Annotated in this window: 16 protein-coding genes; 8 read left to right on the forward strand and 8 right to left on the reverse strand. The window is 67.1% G+C overall.

The window, feature by feature from the left end; genetic code table 11:
* Position 1: 1 nt before the first annotated feature.
* Complete coding sequence (locus E3T61_RS14805; RefSeq protein WP_166793255.1) at positions 2-1,198, reverse strand: sensor histidine kinase; 1,197 nt, start codon at positions 1,196-1,198, stop codon at positions 2-4.
* A complete protein-coding gene (locus tag E3T61_RS14810) occupies positions 1,107-1,832 on the reverse strand; it encodes a response regulator transcription factor (protein WP_198418703.1) in 726 nt (241 codons plus the stop codon). The genes E3T61_RS14805 and E3T61_RS14810 overlap by 92 nt, the downstream gene beginning before the upstream one ends.
* A gap of 363 nt (positions 1,833-2,195) precedes the next feature.
* Here E3T61_RS14810 and E3T61_RS14815 point away from each other — a divergent pair, with 363 nt between their 5' ends.
* The 5 genes from E3T61_RS14815 to E3T61_RS14835 all read left to right on the forward strand — a co-directional run bounded on the left by E3T61_RS14815 (position 2,196) and on the right by E3T61_RS14835 (position 9,907).
* A complete protein-coding gene (locus E3T61_RS14815) occupies positions 2,196-3,548 on the forward strand; it encodes an ROK family transcriptional regulator (RefSeq protein WP_241992593.1) in 1,353 nt (450 codons plus the stop codon).
* Between the two features lie 152 nt (positions 3,549-3,700).
* Positions 3,701-5,056: an extracellular solute-binding protein gene (locus E3T61_RS14820; RefSeq protein ID WP_134641600.1), complete on the forward strand. Its 1,356-nt coding sequence runs from the start codon at positions 3,701-3,703 to the stop codon at positions 5,054-5,056.
* A 2-nt stretch (positions 5,057-5,058) separates the two neighbouring features.
* Entirely contained in the window at positions 5,059-6,006 is a 948-nt protein-coding gene (locus E3T61_RS14825) for a carbohydrate ABC transporter permease (protein WP_174777028.1), read from the forward strand.
* A 1-nt stretch (position 6,007) separates the two neighbouring features.
* Positions 6,008-6,844 carry a carbohydrate ABC transporter permease gene (locus E3T61_RS14830; protein WP_134641601.1) on the forward strand — a complete coding sequence of 279 codons (837 nt, stop codon included), beginning with the start codon at positions 6,008-6,010 and terminating at the stop codon, positions 6,842-6,844.
* 24 nt (positions 6,845-6,868) lie between these two features.
* Positions 6,869-9,907 (forward strand): alpha-mannosidase, encoded by a 3,039-nt coding sequence (locus tag E3T61_RS14835; RefSeq protein ID WP_134641602.1) that lies wholly within the window; start codon positions 6,869-6,871, stop codon positions 9,905-9,907.
* A gap of 144 nt (positions 9,908-10,051) precedes the next feature.
* Here E3T61_RS14835 and E3T61_RS14840 read toward each other — a convergent pair whose 3' ends face one another.
* Positions 10,052-10,675, reverse strand: a complete 624-nt coding sequence (locus E3T61_RS14840; protein ID WP_134641603.1) for a LysE family transporter — start codon at positions 10,673-10,675, stop codon at positions 10,052-10,054.
* Between the two features lie 132 nt (positions 10,676-10,807).
* On the opposite strand from E3T61_RS14840, the gene E3T61_RS14845 reads away from it, so the two are divergent.
* Both E3T61_RS14845 and E3T61_RS14850 read left to right on the forward strand, forming a co-directional pair.
* Positions 10,808-11,353: a PadR family transcriptional regulator gene (locus E3T61_RS14845; protein ID WP_134641604.1), complete on the forward strand. Its 546-nt coding sequence runs from the start codon at positions 10,808-10,810 to the stop codon at positions 11,351-11,353.
* A gap of 3 nt (positions 11,354-11,356) precedes the next feature.
* On the forward strand, positions 11,357-13,069 hold the full coding sequence (locus E3T61_RS14850) for an ABC1 kinase family protein (protein ID WP_134641605.1): 1,713 nt from the start codon (positions 11,357-11,359) through the stop codon (positions 13,067-13,069).
* 100 nt (positions 13,070-13,169) lie between these two features.
* On the opposite strand, the gene E3T61_RS21935 is transcribed toward E3T61_RS14850, so the two are convergent.
* The 3 genes from E3T61_RS21935 to E3T61_RS14860 all read right to left on the reverse strand — a co-directional run bounded on the left by E3T61_RS21935 (position 13,170) and on the right by E3T61_RS14860 (position 15,000).
* Positions 13,170-13,316 (reverse strand): hypothetical protein, encoded by a 147-nt coding sequence (locus E3T61_RS21935; protein ID WP_166793256.1) that lies wholly within the window; start codon positions 13,314-13,316, stop codon positions 13,170-13,172.
* A gap of 12 nt (positions 13,317-13,328) precedes the next feature.
* Positions 13,329-14,033, reverse strand: a complete 705-nt coding sequence (locus tag E3T61_RS14855) for a DNA alkylation repair protein (protein WP_134641606.1) — start codon at positions 14,031-14,033, stop codon at positions 13,329-13,331.
* A gap of 97 nt (positions 14,034-14,130) precedes the next feature.
* Positions 14,131-15,000: an MmyB family transcriptional regulator gene (locus E3T61_RS14860; protein ID WP_134641607.1), complete on the reverse strand. Its 870-nt coding sequence runs from the start codon at positions 14,998-15,000 to the stop codon at positions 14,131-14,133.
* Between the two features lie 101 nt (positions 15,001-15,101).
* Here E3T61_RS14860 and E3T61_RS14865 point away from each other — a divergent pair, with 101 nt between their 5' ends.
* The gene (locus E3T61_RS14865) at positions 15,102-15,848 is read left to right on the forward strand and encodes an SDR family oxidoreductase (protein ID WP_134641608.1); all 747 of its coding nucleotides are present in this window, start codon (positions 15,102-15,104) and stop codon (positions 15,846-15,848) included.
* Positions 15,849-15,858: 10 nt separating this feature from the next.
* Here E3T61_RS14865 and E3T61_RS14870 read toward each other — a convergent pair whose 3' ends face one another.
* Together E3T61_RS14870 and E3T61_RS14875 are read right to left on the reverse strand one after the other, a co-directional pair.
* Entirely contained in the window at positions 15,859-16,593 is a 735-nt protein-coding gene (locus tag E3T61_RS14870; RefSeq protein ID WP_134641609.1) for an ABC transporter ATP-binding protein, read from the reverse strand.
* Complete coding sequence (locus E3T61_RS14875; RefSeq protein ID WP_241992594.1) at positions 16,590-17,537, reverse strand: ABC transporter ATP-binding protein; 948 nt, start codon at positions 17,535-17,537, stop codon at positions 16,590-16,592. The genes E3T61_RS14870 and E3T61_RS14875 overlap by 4 nt, the downstream gene beginning before the upstream one ends.
* Positions 17,538-17,540: the final 3 nt, after the last annotated feature.

Here is a 17,540-nt window from a genome sequence, read left to right on the forward strand (position 1 = left end):
CTCACACCGGCAGGGTGTGTGCGTCAGCAGCTGAAGCGCCTATCTCGGCACGGGCGGCGTGACCGGCCGCATCGGAGACCGAACCGTCCAGTGGGCCAACCGATACCGCCAGCAGTGGTATTCGCAGAGTGAAGGTGGTGCCGCAACCCAGTGTGCTGGCCGCCGAGACGGTGCCGCCGCGGGCTTGCATGGCTGCGCGGACGATGGCCAGACCCAGCCCGCTGCCGGCCCGCTCGCCCGCCGTCGACGACGTGTGGAAGATCTCAAATACTGTGTCCAGATCGGCGGCGGGGATTCCTGCCCCGGTGTCTCGCACTGTCAAGATCAGCTCGTCGTCGCCGTCGACAACCGCCGTCATAGCGATGGTGTCGCCCGGTCCGGTGAAGCGCACCGCATTCTCGAGCAGGCAGTCCAACACGGCCTCGAGGCGTTCGTGGTTTCCCTGCACTGTGCCCACTGCGCTCCGTGCGCTCCAGACTCTGTCTGCTGTGACCGACCAGCGGCGCAGAATCTCGGCCAACATTTTGTCGAGATCGATGGGACCGAGGACCGAGACGTCCGCGACCCGCACCAGAGTGAGCAGGTTGGTCGCCAATGCAGATGCCTTGACGAGTTCGGCTACCACCAGCTCGGCATCTTCCCGCACGGTCGGCTCTGCGGATTGGTCTGCGATGAGTTGCGCATAGCCCCTGGCGATAGTCAGGCGCGTGCGCACCTCGTGTGAACCGAACCGGGCTGCGTTTTCCCGCTGTTCGCTGCGGTCGCGTTCGGCTTGCTGCAGAGCACGCAGTTGGGCCTGTGCGCTCCATTGCCGATTCACGTGCCAGATCAAGAGCCAGATGACGGCGCCCATGAGAACGATTTCGCTGCATTCTTCCCAGCCGATGATCTCTGCCGCCGCGTGCCGGAGCAGCGCGACCCCGGTCACCGCCGTCACGACCGCGAATGCAATTGCGGTGGCACGACGAGGCCACGGGCACAATCCGTACAGCAGCGCGAAACTCGCCCAGACGAGGTGATAGGGGATGGTCTCACGGCCAGGCAGCGCGAACATGAGGTAGCAGTTCACACCCGCGAACAACGCCCACGCGACAGCAAGGGCTGATTTAGGCCGAAATCCGATATCCAACATTGCGCACCGTTTCAATCGTGTCGTTCGACAGTTTCCAGCGCAGCCTGCGCACACAAACGTCGACAACGTTTGTTCCCGTGTCGAACCTCGTTCCCCAGACCCGCTCGAGCAGTTCTGCCCGGCTGCAGGGCTCTGGCGCACGCTGGAGGAGATAGAACAGCAGCATGAACTCCCGGTGGGTCAACGAAATGCGATGCCCGTCGACCACGATCTCTCGTTGTTGCACGTCGACTTCAACGCCGGTGCTGCGAAGATAGCGGGCGGCTGTCGCGTTGAACGCCGGGGACGACGAGGGAGTTCGGATGCGGGTGCCGATCCGGGCCAACAGCTCGGCGTTGGCGAACGGTTTGGCCAGGAAATCCACCGCACCCCCATTCAGCACCCCTACCCGGGTCGCCACTTGGGTCATCGAGGACAGCACCAGGACCCGACTTGCCGGACGGAATACCATCAGGTCGGCGAGGACGTCCTCGCCGCGACCGTCCGGCAGCACGAGGTCTAGGACGATCAGGTCAGGGTCGACCGTACGAATCGTTGTGAGAGCGTCGGCCGCCGTGCCCACCACGGTGACCGCGTAGCCGGCACCCTCGAGCATGCGCCCCAGGAGTCGGGCCAGCAGCGGCTCGTCTTCGACGACCACGATGCGATTCACGTCGGTGTCCGTTCCTGCCGCCTCGTGCACGTGCGGCGTCTTCGCCACTCTGGGTGATGAGTGCACACCACGTCAGCCGTTGAAAGCGCCGCAGACTCTCCTGGGCGCATGGGCACCCTAGCGCCGTTTGTGCTCATCAAGGAGGACAGCCTTCCCCCCCAGAAGGGAGGTCATGGCACAGCATGGGTAAATCCCATCTCGTCTGACGCGTGGAAGCAGCTCGCCGGCATCGCCAACGGCGTCTCGCCGGATCTGCGCGGGTGGTCCGTCGCCGACGCCGCCCGCTTCACCCTGCAGGCAGCAGACTCAAGCCGCACGTACAGGCCGACCTCGAGATCTCCTTCGTTTCGAACTTCGACCCGACCGACATTTACGAGAAGTCGGCGCGCCGAGGCTATCAAGGAGTCCGTCGTGCCGGCCCGTGCCCGCGTCGGCAACCGGAAGGCACTATTCGGGGCGAGTTGGGCCGCGGGCCGCCGCGCGGGCATACTTGCTGATGACGCGGGCATCGGTGCCCCGACCTGCGAGGAGAACATGCGACGCGGCTCGAACCTTCACGCGCTGGGCGGGTTCAATCAGACGGTGGTGCTCGACACCATTCGCCGCACCCCGGCGGGCCTCAGCCGTGTCGAAATTGCCGAGCAGACCGGGCTCAGCGCCCAGACGGTGTCGAACGTGTCCCGTCGGCTGCTCGACGCCGGGGTCATCCGCGAGGCCGGCATCCGCAACCTCGGAGTGGGAAAGCCCCGCACAATTCTGCAGCTGGACCCATCGGGGTACTACGCCATCGGCGTGCACATCGACCCTGCCGTGATCACCTACGTGCTCCTGAACATCGAGGGCCACGTTCTAGCCCACACCACCACACGCACGCCCTCCGCCGCCGATCCCGGCGTGGTGATCACCGAGATGCAGGACTCCGTGGAGGCGATCATCGCCGCGGCGGGCATTGACCGCCAACGGGTGCTCGGGGTGGGCATCGCCTCACCCGGTCCCATCGACATGAACCGGGGTGTGGTGCTGGATCCTCCGCTTCTCAGCAATTGGCACGGGGTGGCACTGCGCGACGAGCTGGAGCGCGCCACCGGCCTCTTCGTGCTCCTCGAGAAGGATGTGACGGCCGCCGCGGTCGGCGAGCTCTGGAAGAGCACCGGCGCCGATCACGACGACTTTCTGTTCTTCTACTACGGCACCGGGGTGGGCGTCGGCCTGGTGCTCGGCCGTGAGGTGGTGCGGGGCCCGACCCAGAACGCGGGTGATGCCGGCCACATCGTGGTCGATCCCACCGGGCCGCTGTGCCGCTGCGGGCGCCGCGGATGCCTCGGCGATGCGATCAGTCCCGTCACCATCGTGAACTCGGCCGTTGAGCGCGGCCTGATTGAGATGCCGGGGGAGACCCCGGACACCTCGGCCATCGATGCCGGCTTCAGTCAGGTGGCGGCGCTGGCCCACGTCGGCAACCCGGCGGCGATCGAGTTGCTCGACGAGGTGGCCCGATACATGGCGGAGGCGATCGTGACCATCGTCAACCTGCTCGACCTGAATCGGGTGGTATTCGGCGGCCCCTACTGGGAGCGGGTCGCCGATCTTCTGCTGGATCGGGTGCCCGCGGTGATCAACCGCTCTACCGCCCTGGTGACCTTACGGCCCGTGACGGTGACCAGCTCGACCATCGGCGCTGACGTGGCCGCCGTCGGTGCCGCCTGCCTGGTCCTCGACGCCACTCTGTCGCCGCGGTCGGCGACTCTTTTCATCTCGAGCTAGCGGCCGAGCCGGCGGAGGCGTCGGAATCTTTCTCGGCTGCGCCTGACGGGAAATGCTTGACTCTAATTACTCCATTTGTTTTAGTTATGGGGCGTGGTGTCGTCGGCAACGGTGTCGGGGGGAACCGCGTCAGGGGTTCAAAGGAGAATTCAATGAAGAAAACACTCTTATCGGTTGTGTCGTTGGGGGCGGTGGCGGCGCTGGCTCTGTCCGGGTGTTCGGCGGGAGGCTCCGAGACCGAGTCCCAGACGATCAAGGTGGCGTACCAGAAGTTCGGCTCCTTCGTGCAGGTGGACAACCACATGAAGGCCGTCAAGAAAGCCTTCGAAGCCGCGAACGAGGGACTCACCGTGGAGCTCGTGCCGATCGAGGCGCAGGAGAACGACTACGCCACCAAGCTCGCTCTCATGAACAAGTCGGCAGCCACCGCGCCGGATGTCATGTACGAAGACACCTTCCGGGTGCAGTCCGACAGCGACGCCGGATACCTGGCACCGCTCGACGAATACACCTCGGAGTGGGAGGACTGGGACAGCTTCTACGACAATGCCAAGAACGCCGGTCTCGGCAGCGACGGCAAGACCTACGGCATCCCGATGGGCACCGACACTCGGGCAATTTGGTACAACAAGGACCTCTTCGCCGAGGCCGGGCTCCCCGTGCCCTTCGAGCCGAAGACCTGGGAGGACGTGCTCGATGCCGCCGCGACGGTGAAAGCCGAACTGCCAGACGTGATTCCGCTGAACGTGTACTCGGGCAAGGCCCAGGGCGAAGCCGCCTCGATGCAGGGCTTCGAGATGCTTCTCTACGGCACCGAAGACACTCTGTACAACACCGACGACCAGAAGTGGATCACCGGCTCACAGGGCTTCGTCGATTCGCTCGGCTTCATCGAAGACGTGTACCAGGGCGACCTGGGCCCCACCCCCGAGCAGGCCCTCGACAAGAACGTGGGCAACCTCGTCTCCGGCGAATGGTTGCCCCAGGGCAAGCTCGCGATGGGCATCGACGGGTCCTGGCTCAGCGGAACCTGGCTCGAAGAAGGCACTGCACCCTGGGCCGAATGGGACACGGTGATGGGCCAGGCCTCCATGCCCACCCAGGACGGCGCTGAACCTGGAGCCACGAGCATGTCGGGCGGCTGGACGCTGGCCATGGGGTCCAAGTCGACCAACAAGGATGCCGCCTGGGACTTCATCTCCCTGGCACTGAACAAGGACAACTCCCAGGCCTACGACATCGCCGCCAGCCAGATCGCCGTGCGTGACGACGTCTCCCAGGACCCGGACTACCAGGCGGCGAACCCCACCTTCGGGTTCTTCTCCGAAATCGTGGCGACCACGCACTTCCGTCCGGCCACCAGCGACTATGCGCAGATCTCCAGCGCGATCACCGTGGCCATGGAAGCCGTGATGACGGGTCAGCAGAGTCCCAAGGACGCGGCAGCGGCCTACGACCAAGCGGTGGTCGGCATCGTCGGTGAAGAGAACACCGAGAGCGCGGAGTAGCCGTGTCCGCGCCGACTCTGGCGCGACCTGATGAACGGCCCGGCCGAGGGACATCCCCTCGGCCGGGCCGGGCACGGGCCGCGACCCACCGTTCCCTGGTTCGGAGCATCCCGCTGCTGCCCGCGGTCGTGCTCCTCGCGATCTTCCTTCTCGGGCCGGTGATCAGTTCCTTCTACGGTTCCTTCACGAACGCGTCACTGTCCGGGGCATCCGCTCAGGACTCGGCGTTCGTGGGCTTCGACAACTATGCGGCGCTTTTTGCCGACCCGGACTTCCCCAAGTCGGTGATGCTCACCTTGGTGTTCCTGGTCGCCTCGGCGATCGTGGGGCAAAACGTTCTCGGGCTGGGGCTGGCCCTGTTGATGCGATCCTCCAACCGCTTGGTCCGTTCCCTCGTGGGCACCTTCGTGGTGACGGCGTGGGTGCTACCGGAGATCGTGGCCTCCTTCGCCGCCTACGCATTCTTCAACGACACCGGAACGCTGAACAACCTCCTCGCGGCCGTCGGCATCGACGGGCCGAACTGGCTGTACGCGCTGCCGATGCTCTCGGTGATCCTCGCCAACATCTGGCGGGGCACGGCCTTCTCGATGCTCGTCTACTCGGCGGCCCTGCAGGATGTGCCGCAGGAGATCACCGAATCGGCCGAGGTCGACGGCGCCCGCGGCTGGCAGCGGCTGGTGTTCATCACCATCCCGATGATCCGCCGCAGCATCTCCACCAACCTCATGCTGACCACCCTGCAGACCCTGTCGGTCTTCACCCTGATCTTCGTGATGACCGGCGGCGGACCCGGCACCGACAGTTCGACCTTGCCGGTGCTGGCATATCAGGAGGCTTTCCAGTTCGGGCAGCTCGGTTTCGGAACCGCGATTGCCACCATCATGCTGCTTGTCGGCGCGGCCTTCTCGGTCGCGTACATTCGGGCGCTCAAGCCGGAGGTTGATTGAGATGGGGATGACCTCACCGAGCAGGCGGGTCATGAAGCTGGCCTCCAACGGGGTGCTTCTGCTCGTCACCGTCGCTTTCGCGCTGCCGTTGATCTGGCTGGTCCTCGCCTCCGTCGACACCCGGGCCACCCTGTCGATCAAACTGCCGGAGACGTTCTCGTTGCAGAACTTCACCGATGTGATGACGCCGGAAACGGCGTTCATCCCGCTGCTGAACAGCCTGTTCCTGGCCGGCGGCTGCGCCGTGATCACGGTGACCGTTGCCGTGCTGGCCGCGTACCCGCTGTCGCGTTACAAGATGCGGGTGAACAAGCCCTTCCTCTACGGGGTGCTGTTCGGAACCTGCCTGCCGATCACGGCCATGATGGTTCCCGTTTATGCGCTGTTCGTGGCGTTCAACCTCATCGACTCGCTGCCCGGAACTACCCTGTTCCTGGCGGCGACGAGCCTGCCGATCGCGATCTACATGACCAAGAACTTCATGGACAGCGTGCCAGTCAGCCTCGAGGAGGCCGCCTGGATGGATGGCGCATCCATGTTGACCACCCTCACCCGGATCGTGATTCCGCTCATGCGGCCTGGCCTGGCTGTGGTGTTCATCTTCGTGTTCATCGGCGCCTGGGGCAATTTCTTCGTGCCTTTCGTGCTGCTGCTCTCACCCGACAAACTTCCGGCGGCCGTGAGCATCTTCTCGTTCTTCGGGCAATACGGAACGGTCGCCTACGGGCAGCTGGCCGCATTCTCCCTTCTCTATTCCCTCCCGGTCATCACGCTGTACGTCTTCGTATCGCGTGTCCTCGGCGGTTCATCGGCCATGGCCGGTGCCATCAAGGGCTGACCCCACCACGCAAGGAGCACCACCGTGCACGACACCACCACCCTCATCCGCGCCCGCATCCGTCGATTCGTCAGCGAACGCATCACCCCCGCGCTCTACTGCACCTCCGCGCCCCTCACGATCTCGGCGTGGGAAGTCCCCGATGAACCCGTGCCGTTCGCCGACGCCGTCGACCAGGAGTTCACCCCGTTCGCCATCGGTTCACCGTGGGGCAAGCCGTGGGGCACCACGTGGTTCCATGTGACCGGGGTCGTACCCGAAGAGTGGTCGCGGTTCGCCCACCTCGACACCCGCACCGAGCTCCTCGTCGACCTGGGGTTCCTCTCCGGTCAGGCCGGATTCCAAGCTGAGGGTCTCGTCTACGACCCCGAGGGGCGCATCGTGAAGGCCGTGGAGCCGTTCAATAACTACGTGCCCCTCCAGGTCGGACCCGGCGGCGTGGTCGACGTTTACGTCGAGGCCGCCTCCAACCCCGACGTCGGCAGCGACTGGACCTTCAAGCCCACCGCGGTAGGGGACAAGGCCACAGCGGGAACCGACCCGATTTACCGGCTCCGCCGCATGGACGTGGCGCTGCTGGACAACCAGGTCTGGCAGCTGGACCGGGACATCTGGACACTTGTCGGCCTGATGGAGGAACTGGGCGCCGACCTGCCCCGCACCGCGGAGATCATGCGCGCGCTCGAAGCCGTGACCGACGCGATGGACCCCGACGACGTCAGCGGAAGCGCGCACCTGGGCCGCGGCATCCTCGCACCGATTCTGGCCCTGCCGGCGTATGCCAGTGCCCACCGTGTGGTGGCCGTCGGTCACGCGCACATCGACTCGGCCTGGTTGTGGCCGGTGCGGGAAACCGTGCGCAAGTGCGCACGCACCTTCTCGAACGTGCTGCACCTCATGGACGAAGACCCGAACTTCATCTTCGCGTGCTCGTCTGCCCAGCAGTACGCCTGGATGAAGGAGCACTACCCGCAGCTGTTCGAGCGCATCCGCGAACGCGCGATCGAGGGCCGGTTCGTGCCGGTCGGCGGGATGTGGGTGGAATCAGACACCAACATGCCCGGCGGTGAAGCTCTGGCCCGCCAACTGCTCGCCGGCAAATCGTTCTTCATGCGGGAGTTCGATGTGGAACCCCTGGAGGTGTGGCTGCCCGACTCGTTCGGCTACACGGCCGCCTTCCCGCAGATCGTGACCGCGGCAGGTTCCAAGTATTTCCTCACCCAGAAGATCAGTTGGAACGAAACCAACACCATGCCGCATCACACCTTCAATTGGGAAGGCATCGACGGCACCCGGGTGTTCACCCACTTCCCGCCGGTGGATACCTACAACTCCCTGCTGTCCGGCGAGGAGCTGGCCCGAGCCCAGCGCCAGTACTCAGAGAAGGGCGCGTCGAACGTGTCGCTGGTGCCCTTCGGGTACGGCGACGGTGGGGGAGGACCGACACGCGAGATGCTCGCTGCCGCTAAGCGCACCGAATCGTTGGAGGGCTCACCCAGTGTGCGGATCGCCTCCCCACGGGCGTTCTTCGAGGAGGCCGAGGCGTCTTACCCGCACCCGCCGGTCTGGTCGGGGGAGCTCTACCTCGAGTTCCACCGCGGCACCTACACCTCACAGGCCAAAACCAAGTCCGGCAACCGGCGCAGTGAGCACCTGCTGCGCGAGGCCGAGCTCTGGGCGACCGCGGCGACCCTCCGCACCGGAGCGGACTACCCTCACGAGCGCATTGAGACGGCCTGGCAGACCGTGCTGCTGAACCAGTTCCACGACATCCTGCCCGGCAGCTCCATCGCCTGGGTACACCAGGTCGCCGAGGCGTCCTATGCGGCGGTGCGTGGGGAGCTCGAGGACGTGATCTCCCAGGCACTCGCCGCGCTGGCGGGGCCGGATGCCGCTGAACCGGTGGTGTTCAACGCCTCACCGTTTGCCGTGTCAGGGGTGCCCGCGCTCTCCGCGGCGCCCCGCACCGAACCAGGGCCGCTGCGGGCTGAGGCACGGGACGGCGGGTTCGTGCTCGAAAACGAGACCGTGCGGGTTGTCATCGACGCCCGGGGCCTGCTCACTTCGCTGGTGGAGCTCAGCACGGGGCGGGAGGCTGTCCCGGCCGGCGAACCGGGTAACGTTCTGCAGCTGTTCCGGGACACCCCGACCCAGTGGGACGCCTGGGACCTCGACGAGCACTACCAGCGCAGCGGCGTGGAACTGCTCGAGGCCGATTCGGTAGTCCTGGCCTCGCAGGAACCCGGACGGGCGACAGTGCGGGTGACCCGAAGCTTCGGGTCTTCCACGGTGTCGCAGGACCTTACCCTGCTGGGCGATCAGGCGACGCTGGACATCGTCACGACGGTGGATTGGCACGAGCGGCAGAAGCTCCTCAAGCTGGCCTTCCCGCTGGATGTGCACGCCGACCGGGCGGCATCCGAGATTCAGTTCGGGCACATCTACCGGCCCACCCATGTGAACACCTCGTGGGATGCCGCGCGTTTCGAGACCTGTGCCCACCGGTGGGTGTTCGTGGGCGAGCCGGGCTTCGGGGTGGCCGTGGCCAACGACTCGACCTACGGCCACGACATCGGCCGGCGCACCCGCACCGGCGGTGGAACCACGACCACGGTGCGCGAGTCGCTGCTCCGAGCGCCGACCTTCCCGGACCCCACCGCCGACCAGGGGGTGCACGTGTTGCGCACCTCGATCGGCATCACCCCCGACGTCATCGGTGCTGCCGAGCAGGGCTACCGCGTCAATCTGCCGCTCCGCGAGGTGTCGGGAGCGGCCGTGGAACCCGTGGTGACGACCACGGCAGCGTCGATCGTGATTGAGGCCGTGAAACTGGCCGAGGACCGGTCGGGCGACGTGATCGTGCGGCTCTATGAGGCGCGCGGATCCCAGGCCACGGGTACAGTGCAGTTCGGATTCCCGGTGGAACGGATTGTGGAGACCGACATCCTCGAGCGCGCCGTCGAACCCGTCGCGATCACGGCAGCGGCGGACAACGGAGTGCAGCTGGGCCTTCGTGCCTTCCAGATCGTCACCCTGCGGGTATCCCGGCGCGACGAGGGCTAGGGCCGGCAAGGCGCGGCGGATACCCGCTGTCGCCGTTCAGGCCGGATGGAGATCGCTCCTGAGATTCTCAGGAGCGGTTTCCTGTTTCCGCGCGCGGCTCACAATGCACCACGCCAAGACAGGGGGGGGGCAGGCAGGCCGGCCTCAGTGAATGACCGCCAGCAGCACGCCCACTCCCACGAAAAGCACGCCGAACACGCGGTTCAAGACCCGCTGGCCGCGCGCATCCCGAGTAAATCGCTGAAACGAACGAGCGGCCACCGCGAAGAAGAACCACATCACCGCGATGTCGATCACCACGACTGTGGCCGCGACGATCAGATACTGGGCCGCCAACGGCCGGTCGACCCGGATGAACTGGGGCAGGAACGCCAGGAAGAACACAATCGCCTTGGGGTTGAGCATGTTCACCCACAGGCCGCGCTGGAACATCGACCAGCGCGGCTCATCGCTCAGGGCCCTGACCCGCTCGGCATCGAGCTCAGGCTTGGCGAGGAACTGCCGGATGCCCAGGTAGACGAGGTAGGCGGCGCCCGCGTAACGAATGACGCTGAACGCGATCGGCGAACTGGTCACCAGCAGGCCGACCCCGAGCGCCACGACGACGATGTGGATGAGCAACGCGGCCTGCTGGCCGAGGATGCCCCAGATCGAGCGGCGAAAGCCCGCGTTGAGGGCGTTGCTCATGGTGTTGATGGCCCCGGCGCCCGGCGTGAAACTGATCAGGGTGCCCGCGCCGACCAGGGCCACCCAGAGGGAGAACTGCATCCGCTCATCTTAGTTTCTTGGCGTTTGACGACAGTTCGCTGAGAGTAGTGGTCGGGACCCGGCAATCCCTTTCGATCGCGCGCGCCTGACTATATCGTTGAGTATCGTTAGCGAGTCATTGAGGAGATCATCATGGGCACTTCATTCCCCACCAGTGGGTTCGGCAGCGGCATGAACGCCGACGGCATGTGGCAGGCGATGGATCAGCTGCGTTCGAAGTTCGAGAAGCGCGTGGGCAGCCGCATGGGGCGCGGTGACGTGCGCCAGGCCGTGCTCGCGCTGCTCGCCGAGCAGCCGATGCACGGATACCAGATCATCCACGAGATCGAGGAGCGCAGCGGCGGCCACTGGAAGCCCAGCGCCGGCTCGGTCTACCCGACCCTGCAGTTGTTGGCCGACGAGGGCCTCATCAGCGCGGAGGAGTCGAACGGTCGCAAGACGTACTCGCTCACCGACGCGGGCCGCGAGGAAGTGGCCGGTTCGGCCGGATCGTCGCCGTGGGCGCCGGAGAGTGACACGGAGGACGCCAAGTTCACCGCGCTGCCCAAGGCCGGCATCGAGCTTGCCCAGGCCGCCGCGCAGGTGGGCCGCACCGGCTCTCCCGAGCAGGTCAAGCAGGCCGTGGCCGCGATCGACGAAGCACGTCGGCGGATTTACTCGATCCTCGCCCAGGACTGACGGGTGCCATCGGTTCGCCGGGAATCACCGAGCGTGAATCCCGGCGCGGGGGACACGCGAGCCCGTTACCGTCGCATCCTGCGTTTCGCCGGCTGGAATCTCGCCGTCACCTGGTTCTACGAGCTGCTGCTTCCGCGCATCGGGCTCGCAAAGGTCGCAGAGCGCACCCGGGCGAAGCGGATGACCAGATTCGCTAAACGTTTTCACGTGCTCGCAGTGGACCTGGGCGGGCTGATGATCAAGGTCGGCCAGTTCATGTCGTCGCGCCTGGACGTACTGCCGCCGGAGATCACCTCCGAGCTCGAGGGTCTACAGGACGAGGTGCCGCCGGTGCCGTTCGCGGCGATACGGGTGCTCGCCGAGGCCGAGCTGGGCATGCCGCTGGAGCGCGCGTTCACGTGGGTGGATGAGACGCCGCTGGCGGCCGCATCCCTCGGCCAGGCGCACCGCGCCATGCTCGCCCCGCAAGACTCCGCTGACACCGGCCTCGAAGCCGTGGTGATCAAGGTGCAACGGCCCGGCATCGACACCATTGTCGACGTCGACCTGGCGGCCCTGCGCAAGGTGGGCGGCTGGCTCAGCCACGTGCGCCTGGTCTCAAACCGGGTGGATGCGCCGGCGCTGGTGGAGGAGTTCGCGCTGACCAGCCTCGAGGAGATCGACTACCTGCACGAGGCCGCCAGCTCGGTGCGATTCGCCGAGGAATTCGACGGCGACGACAGGGTGAGCGTGCCTGCCGTGGTGTGGGAGCGCTCGACACGGCGTGTTCTCACCCTCGAGGACGTGACCGCGATCAAGATCACCGACACCGTGGGGCTCGGCCTGGCCGGCATCGATCCCGATGAGGTGGCCCCGGTCTTCGCCTCGGTGATGTTCGACCAGCTGTTCAGCAGCGGGTTCTTCCACGCCGACCCGCACCCGGGCAACATCTTCGTCACCCCGGTGCCAGATGACCCGAGCGGTCGCGGTTGGAAACTCACCTTCATCGACTTCGGCATGATGGGGGAGGTACCGCCGACCACCCGGGCGGGCCTGCGCAAGATGCTCATCGCGGCCGCGTCGCGCGACGGCACGGGCATGGTCAACGCCGCCCGGGACCTGGGCGTGCTGCTGCCCTCGGCCGAAACCTCCGAGCTGGAAAAGGCGATGAAGCAGCTCTTCGCCCGCTTCGGCGGCATGGGCTTCGCCGAGCTGCGCGAGGTGGACCCGCGGGAGTTCCGCGACTTCGCCATCCAGTTCGGGGACGTCGTGCGGGCGCTGCCGTTCCAGCTGCCGGAGAACTTCCTGCTGATCATCCGGGCGATGTCGCTCACTTCAGGGGTCTGCAGTTCGCTGAACCCGGCGTTCAACCTCTGGGATTCGGTGGAGCCCTACGCGTCGCAGCTGATCCGCGACGAGGGCGGCAACGTGGTTCAGGACTTCGGCAAACAGGCCCTGGAGAACGCCGGTATCGCCTGGCGCCTACCCAAGCGGTTGGACGGGCTGGTCACCCGCTTCGAGGACGGCACCGTAGCCGTGGCGAGCCCCACCCTTGAACGACGGGTCGCCCGGCTCGAACGCACCGTGGGACGAGCGGTGTCGGCGCTCCTGTTCGGGGCGCTGCTCATCGCCGGTGCGGTGCTCCGCGCGGACGACACGGTGCTCGGAAGCGTGCTGATGATCGGGTCGGCCCTGCCGCTGCTGCACGCTCTGCTGTCCGGCCGCACCGGTCGCTGAGACGGTTCATCCGCGGCGGCTGATTTGGCACGAAACCGACCGCTAGGCGTTGCTGCCATCCAGCCGACCGGCGCAGCACCGGGTCAGACCCGATGGTGGGTCAGGATGCGTCTGGAGTGCCCGCAGGAGCAGGGGGCTCGCCGGTGGGCTGCTCGGTGCTGGGCTGCTCGGTGTCGGGCGCGCGGCGTTCGACGCCCACGGTGACCTGGGCGAGCAGGGCGGCAATGGCGCCGACGTCGTCGGTCATGGAGGCCTCGGTTCAGGTTGGGGGCGTGTTTTCGATGGGGTGTTGGCGGCTCACCATCTCGGTGATCCAGGCCGGAGCGAACGGCGAGGTGCAGCCTGGGGGAGTCGGGTAGTCCTTGAGCACCTGCAGACGTTCACCGATGGCCAGGGCGCGGGCGCGATACTCGGCGTGCTCGATCCCGATCTGGGCGAGGCAGTGGTTCATGGCCCATTGCAGGCGCCCCGGCGCATCCTTCATCTCGGCCTCGATGAGGTCGAGCAGCCCGGCCAGGTCGAGGCCCTCGGGGGATTTGGCCACGCGTTCGGTGGTCAGGGCCCAGCCGGCGCTGGCGACCACGGCGTCGGGATCGGCGAACCAGGCCACGCGGAGCTCTTCGGCGTGCGGGTTCTTCTTCACCACGTAGTTCACGAGCCAGTCCTGCACCTTGGGGGTGCCAGCCTCGCGGATCATCCGGTCCAGGTCGTCACGGTCGAACGCCTTCGGGCGGCAGATCAAGATCGCCAGCAGGCGCGCCGCGGTGTCCCCGGTCTGCCAGAGGTCGCGGGCCAGCTCCGGTTGGGCTTTCAACCGCTTCGCGACGGCGCGCAACTGGGTGAGATTGACGCCGTGGTCGTCACCGTGGTTGGCGTTCACCGCGCGGACCTTCGGGTTCTCCAGCGCAGCCAGATCGGCCATCACCTCGCCAACCGTCACGCCGGCCAGTGTCGTCTCGGCCATCGTGGCCTCCCGTTCCTCAGCTGTGGGTTCCAGCCTACGACGCGGGGCGCAACTGGTCACCCGGCGGCGGCGAGCACCCGACGAGCTCACGCACGCACTAGTCGGCGGTCGGCCCGTTGGCCAGGGGTGCCGGGGTGAACCGCTGGTGGCCGAGCACGGCCAGGAGCGCCAGCTTCTCGGCGGCCTCGCTGCGCGGCGCCGCGGTGAGGATGAGCAACGCCTGCCCGTGGTCCTCGGTGAAGAGCGTCTGGCAGTCGAGTTCGATCGCGCCCAGTTCCGGATGGATCAAGGTTTTGTGATCTTCGAAGCGGGTGGCCACATCCTGCAACTCCCAGATCTCGGTGAACTCGACGCTCACCCGGCTCAGTTCCCGCACCAGGGCGCCCGCGCGGGAGTGTTGCCCCGCCGCGCCGAAGGCCGCGCGGAGACCGGCGACCTGGGCCCGGCTCTGCCTGGGCCGGTCGGCAACCGGGTAGATCTCCCGTTCGGCAGGGTCGGTGAACCACCGGTACACGCTGCTGCGAGCCAGCCCGGTGTGCCTGGAATGGTCGCCGAGCAGCGCCGCGCCCAGCCAGTTCTGGGCCAACGTCTCGCCGAGGCTGGAAAGGATCAGCGCCGGGGTCTCCTCGAGCCGGTCGAAGACCCGCATCAGCGAGGGGGCAACGTGGGTGTCCAGCGGGGTGCGGGCGGGCACGTTGTGGCCGGCGAGGCGGTAGAGGTAGTCCCGTTCGTCGTTGCTCAGGCGCAGTGCCCGGGCCAGTGCTGCGAGCATCTGCTCGGAGGGTTGCGGGCTGCGGGCCTGCTCCATCCGCACGTAGTAGTCCGCGGACATCCCGGCCAGCGCGGCAACCTCTTCACGGCGGAGGCCCGGCACCAGGCGTCGCGGTCCCTCGGGGAGCCCGACGTCCTCGGGGCGGAGCCCGCTCCGGCGGGAGCGGAGAAAATCGGCGAGGGCGGTGTGATCCATGCCTCCATCATCCGCCACCCGCGCGCCGCTCTCCAGGGACCGGCAGTCCTACGACAACGGCTCCTCTCCCGCATCCGCTTGTCGCCGCGCACACTCGAGGCATGAACATCACCGGAAACACCATTTTCATCCCCGGCGCCACGTCGGGCATCGGCCTTGCCCTGGCCCTGCGTCTGCAGGCCGCCGGCAACACCGTCGTGATCGGCGGCCGCCGCTCCGACGTGCTGCAGCGCCTCGCCCTCGAGCACGGCCTTTCGACCGTGACCATCGACACCACCGATCCGGCCTCGGTGCTGGCCGCCCGCGACCAGGTTCTGGCCGAGCACGCCGACCTGAACGTGCTCATCGCCATGGCCGGGGTGATGGACGCCGAGGATGTGCGCGGGGCCGGGTTCCTGGCCCTAGCCGAGCGCATCGTGGAGACCAACATCAACGGTCCGCTGCGCCTGGTCGCCGCTTTCATCGAGCACCTCCAGGCCCGCCCCGCAGCCACCCTGATCACAGTGTCCTCCGGTCTGGCGCACACTCCGCTGGCGCACACCCCCACGTACAACGGCACGAAGGCGTTCATCCACCGGTACAGCGAGACGATCCGCATGCAGCTCGCGGGCACCTCGGTGCAGGTCATCGAGCTCGTTCCGCCTGCCGTGCAGACCGAACTCATGCCCGGCAACTCGGTGAACGAGCACTTTATGCCCCTCGACGCCTTCACCGACGAGGTCATGGCCCTGCTGGACGCCCAGCCCGACGCCCAGGAGATCCTCGTCGACACCGTGAAGTTCCTGCGCTTCGCCGAGGTCGAGGGTCGGTATCCCGCCGCCGTCGCGGCGCTGAACCCGGCGGCGTAGCGCGGCAGGGTCAGGCGGAGCGCCGGCCCGGCCGCGACACGATGCGGCCATCGTGTAACTCGATGACCCGGTCGGCCCGGTCGGCCAGGTCAAGGTCGTGGGTGGCCACGACCACGGCGATGCCCTCAGTGCGCACCAGGTGCAGCAGCAGGTCCATCACGATCGCAGCGTTGGCGGCGTCGAGCTGGGCCGTGGGTTCGTCGGCGATGAGGATGCTCGGTGGCACGGCGAGAGCCCGGGCGATGCCCACCCGCTGCTGCTGGCCACCGGAGAGTTCGTCGGGCAGCTGCGCCGCGTGGTCAGTGAGGCCGACCAGCTCGAGAACCTCGGCCACCCGGGCGTCGCGGGCGTCGGCATCCGTGGCTTTCATGCGCAGGGGCAGGCTCACGTTCTGGCCGGCGGAGAGCACCGGGATGAGACCGAAGTCCTGGAAGATGAATCCCAGCTCGTCTCGGCGCAGCTGAACGGTCTGCTCCTCGGTGAGGCCCGCGAAGGGCACCCCGCGTACCCAGACGGCACCGCTGGTGGGGGAGTCGAGACCGCCGAGCAGCCGCAACAGGGTGGACTTGCCGGCCCCGGAGGCGCCGCGGACCACCACGAGTTCGCCGGCGAAAATCTCCAGGTCGATGCCCTCGCAGCCGATCACGGTGCCGGCCCTGGTGCTGAAGACCCGGCCCAGTCCTTCGGCGCGCAGCACCGATTCGCGGACCATCCGCACGGAGGAGGTGTGCGCTCCCGGGGTCATCGTTCTGCTCCCACGGCCGGTTCCGCGGTCGGTTCGGGCTTGTCGGCGGCCCGGCGCACCCCCACGTGATCGGACTCGAGGGTGAGCCGCACCCGGTCGCGCAGGTCGAGACTCTCGGTGAAGGTGGCTGGCAGTTGCATCCGGCCCACCCGGTCCAGCACGGCGTACTCCTCGGCCACGGCGTACTCGTCGCCGAGTTCGTCAACCCGGGTACTGCGCACCACCTCGGTGGACGTACGGCCGTCACGGATCTGCACGGTGCGGCGCACCTGGTCGGAGACCGTGGCGTCGTGCGTGACGATGAGGGTGGTGACGCCGCGTTCTTCGTTGACGCGCCGCATCGCCCCGAGCACCTCCTCGCTGGTGGCTTCGTCGAGCTCGCCCGTGGGTTCATCCGCCAGCAGTACAGCGGGGTCGTTCGCGATGGCCACGGCGATGGCCACCCGCTGTTGCTGGCCGCCCGACATCTCGGCGGCGGTGCGGTCGCGCATGTCTCCGACCCCCAGCAGATCGAGCAGTTCGTCAACCCGGCGGGCTCGCGCGGCCCCGCGCGGTCCGCCGGCGATGGCGATGACCGCGGCGATGTTCTGCGCCGCGGTGAGATAGGGCAGCAGGTTGCGCGCGGTCTGCTGCCAGACGAAGCCCACGCTGGTGCGCTGAAACCTGACGCGCTCGGCCCGGCCCATGGTGACCATGTCATGGCCGGCCACGGTGGCGCGCCCCGCCGAGACCTGGTCGAGACCCGACAACACGTTGAGCAGGGTCGATTTGCCCGAGCCGGATGCGCCGATCACCGCGACCATGTCGCCGCGCTGAATCCGCAGGGTCAGGCCCTGAAGCGCCTGCACCTCCACGTCTTTGGTGCGGAAGATGCGCACCAAGTCGACGCAGTCGATGTCGGGCGCATCCGTTCGCACCGACTCGGTGACTGAGCGTGGTGTCATCGG

Source organism: Cryobacterium lactosi, assembly GCF_004403945.1.
Lineage (GTDB): Bacteria > Actinomycetota > Actinomycetes > Actinomycetales > Microbacteriaceae > Cryobacterium > Cryobacterium lactosi.